This window comes from Nitrospinota bacterium, from assembly GCA_009873635.1.
Classification (GTDB): domain Bacteria; phylum Nitrospinota; class Nitrospinia; order Nitrospinales; family VA-1; genus LS-NOB.
In genome coordinates this window covers 35,290-38,352 of record WAHY01000007.1, presented here as the reverse complement: position 1 = coordinate 38,352, position 3,063 = coordinate 35,290, and the positions used below count along the sequence as shown (strand labels likewise).

Annotated in this window: 2 protein-coding genes and 1 pseudogene (1 of these 3 only partly in view); 2 read left to right on the top strand and 1 reads right to left on the bottom strand. The window is 41.5% G+C overall.

Annotated features, from left to right (window positions below; translation table 11 throughout):
• Positions 1 to 54 precede the first annotated feature (54 nt).
• Together F3741_06035 and F3741_06030 are read left to right on the top strand one after the other, a co-directional pair.
• Complete coding sequence (locus tag F3741_06035; protein MZG30359.1) at positions 55 to 1,497, top strand: motility associated factor glycosyltransferase family protein; 1,443 nt, start codon at positions 55 to 57, stop codon at positions 1,495 to 1,497.
• Between the two features lie 5 nt (positions 1,498 to 1,502).
• Positions 1,503 to 2,102, top strand: coding sequence for a tetratricopeptide repeat protein (locus tag F3741_06030; GenBank protein MZG30358.1), 600 nt, complete (start codon positions 1,503 to 1,505; stop codon positions 2,100 to 2,102).
• 4 nt (positions 2,103 to 2,106) lie between these two features.
• On the opposite strand, the pseudogene F3741_06025 reads toward F3741_06030, so the two are convergent.
• A pseudogene (locus tag F3741_06025) lies at positions 2,107 to 3,063 on the bottom strand (ribonuclease D) (it continues 294 nt past the right edge of the window).

Below are 3,063 nucleotides of genomic sequence, written 5' to 3'. Positions count from 1 at the left end.
AGACCTGAACATTTTTTAAAGCAATTCAGAAACGAATGCAAGTCAATTGGTGATATGATGAGTAAGAAGAAATACGGAGACGCACTGTTGGACAATCATATCTTCGAAAAAAATATCCAGTTATTGAAGTTCTGCTCTTCCCAATCGGGAAGCCTTCCCGAAACCCTGTCTGATAAAATTTCAGTCATTTCAACATCTTCTGGTCAACCTACCCTTAAATGCGAAAGCATTCTTTTACATAGTAGTTATGACCCGGAAAAGGAGGCCTTTAAATTTTCCGAAAACCTGAAACCCGGATCCCGCGTTTGCCTGTATGGCTTTGGGATGGGATATCACCTGAATTCCATTCTGGATAAAATAGGCCCAGATGGCTATCTATTAGTTATTGAGCTTAATCTCGATATTCTTAAAGCGGCCCTGCAATGCAGAGATCAAACAGAATTATTTAAAGACAAACGATTTCATTTAATATACGGGTCTGATGAGAAAAAAGTTTCATTGGATATTTCCCATGAAATGGGTCGTATCACTGAGAACCATTCGGACTTACTGGAGGTTTTGTTTCACACACCTTCTTTTAAATGCATACCGGATAACTTTCCTTCCCTAACCAATGCATTGGAAGTCTTATTGCTTGAGCGAAGGTTTCCCGCTGTGTTCGGAAACCTCGAAGATAAAAATTATTCATTAAATCAAAAAGTAATATCAGATTCTCCCGGAATTAATGTTTTAAAAAATGCACACAAAAGCAGACCGGGCATTTTGGTTAGTGCCGGACCATCTCTTGACCTTGTGATCCCTCACCTCCACCGCATCAAAGAAGATTTTATAATTACCTGTGTTGATACCGCATATCCAATTCTTGCAAAAAGTAATATTCAACCTGTCTACGCTTTTTCCCTGGACCCCCAACTGGACAGCACAGCACATTTTATTGATCATCCCACAGGAAAGACCAAGTTGGTATTCACACCAACTTCCAACCATAATGTGATGAAATTTTTTAACGGCAAACAATACATTGTTTATAAAGAGGGGCACAGACTTACTCAAAGTAACGTATCAGCCATGGAAGAAAAGGGAACAACGCAGGCAGGAGGCTCAGTAGCTTGTCTCGGACTTGATATGTTAATACATTTTGGCTGTGATCCGATTTTTCTGGTCGGTCAGGATTGTGCCTTTTCCGGAAAGCGTTTTTACTCCAGCCACTCCGAATTCAACCTTAAACTTCAAAGCAAAATCTCAAGAATTATTCCACTCAAAAAACTGCATCAGGAAAAAGCACAGGAGAAAAAGCTGCTGCATGTAAAATGCAACCAGAGTAATTCTCTGATTACAGATCAGGTCATGTATAGTTATTTGCGTACTTTGGAGCACATCGTCAAAGCAAACCCCCAAACACGTGTCTTTAACATTCATTCACATGGCACTGAAATTGAACAAGTCCCCTCCCTGGGGTCGATGAACGAATTAAAAGCCTTTTCTTCCAGGCTGTGATAATCATGACAAAATATCTACCTCACCTGGGAATCACCGCATTCATCATTTTTCTCGCTACAGATTATTTTGTCCCAATTCAAAGCAAGGTAAAAACCTCAACCGATGTAGCAAAAAAAATGGACGAGGGCAGTCACGAAGAGGGCAGCCATCAAGAAGGAAGCAAAGGGGAAAACCTTTCCCAGGAAGAAAAACTACGACGCATGGCTATTTTTCATTACAACGAAGGAAACAAATTTTCAAAGGAAGGAAATTATAAAGAAGCTGTCATCCGTTATGAAAAGGCCCTTCACCATAACAAGATATTTAAGGAAGCTTTCATAAACCTAAGCACTGCATATATGAAAATCCAGCTGTTCGATAAAGCAATCGAAACGATTCAGGCTGGACAAAACCAATTCCCCAAGGAACCCTTGTTCGACTATAACCTGGCTTGTTATTATTCTTTAAGAAAAGAAGTGGGACAGAGCCTTTCTGCTCTCAAAAAAGCTGTGGGAAAAGGTTTCAAACAGTTCCATCAAATAGAAAACGACTCTGACCTCGGCAATCTGAGGCAATCAAACGAGTATAAGAAATGGAAGAAACAGGAGCTGACAACAACCTGAAAAATTAAGAATCAATCAGACAGATTTGACCAGAAGGGTTGATCTTAAGTCCTACCTGACCACTCAACAAAGAAAACATTGGGGCACCAATCAATTCTTTGCGCCATCCCTGGAACAGGAAATGTTTTTCCAAATCTTCCTTTTTCTCATAGTGGGTAACAAAACTGTGGATCTGTTTGCGGTCTGCCAGAACACTTGGTTCAATTTTCAGCTCTTCAGATCTTATCTGCACATATGCGGAGAGCAGTTCTTCCACTCCCCTTGTTGTGGCATGGCCGTTATTTTCCGGAAGCACGACGAGTTCATCCTCTGGCACTGCCATAGCCTTTTCAATCGCAGACAATAAATTTGCCCCACTTTTATTGAGCTCCTTTTGATAAAATCCACGAATCCTGGATAAAGATTTTTCATCCCTTGGAATTTTGCGGGCCATTTCCAGCAAAGTCTCGTCCCGGATGATCGACTTTGCCAGGCAATCTCTTTTGACCGCCTCCTCTTCCCTCCATGCGGCAAGTTTTTGAAGTACGGTCAGGTTCCTGGGTTTCAAACTACGCAGGTTTTTAATTTTCATAAACCTTTTTTGTGGATCCGGTAAAGCAAATGTGCCGGGGTCTTCCCAGCTCTCAACCTCTCCCTTCACCCAGTCCAACCGACCCATTTTCTTAAGTCGACCCACCAGCTTGTCATAAACTGGCATTAAATATCTGACATCATCTATAGCGTACTCAATCTGGTTGTCACTCAAAGGTCGACGACACCAATCAGTATAAGTTTCTGATTTGTGAATTTTTTTTCCCAAGGCTTTGTGGACTATTTTCGCAAAAGAAATCTGTGCTCCCCATCCCACCAAAGAAGCGGCGATCTGAGTATCAAAGACAGGGGGAATTACTTGACCGCATAAACGAACCAGGATTTCGAGGTCCTGCCTGGCAGCATGAAATACCTTTAGTTTTTTGGGGTC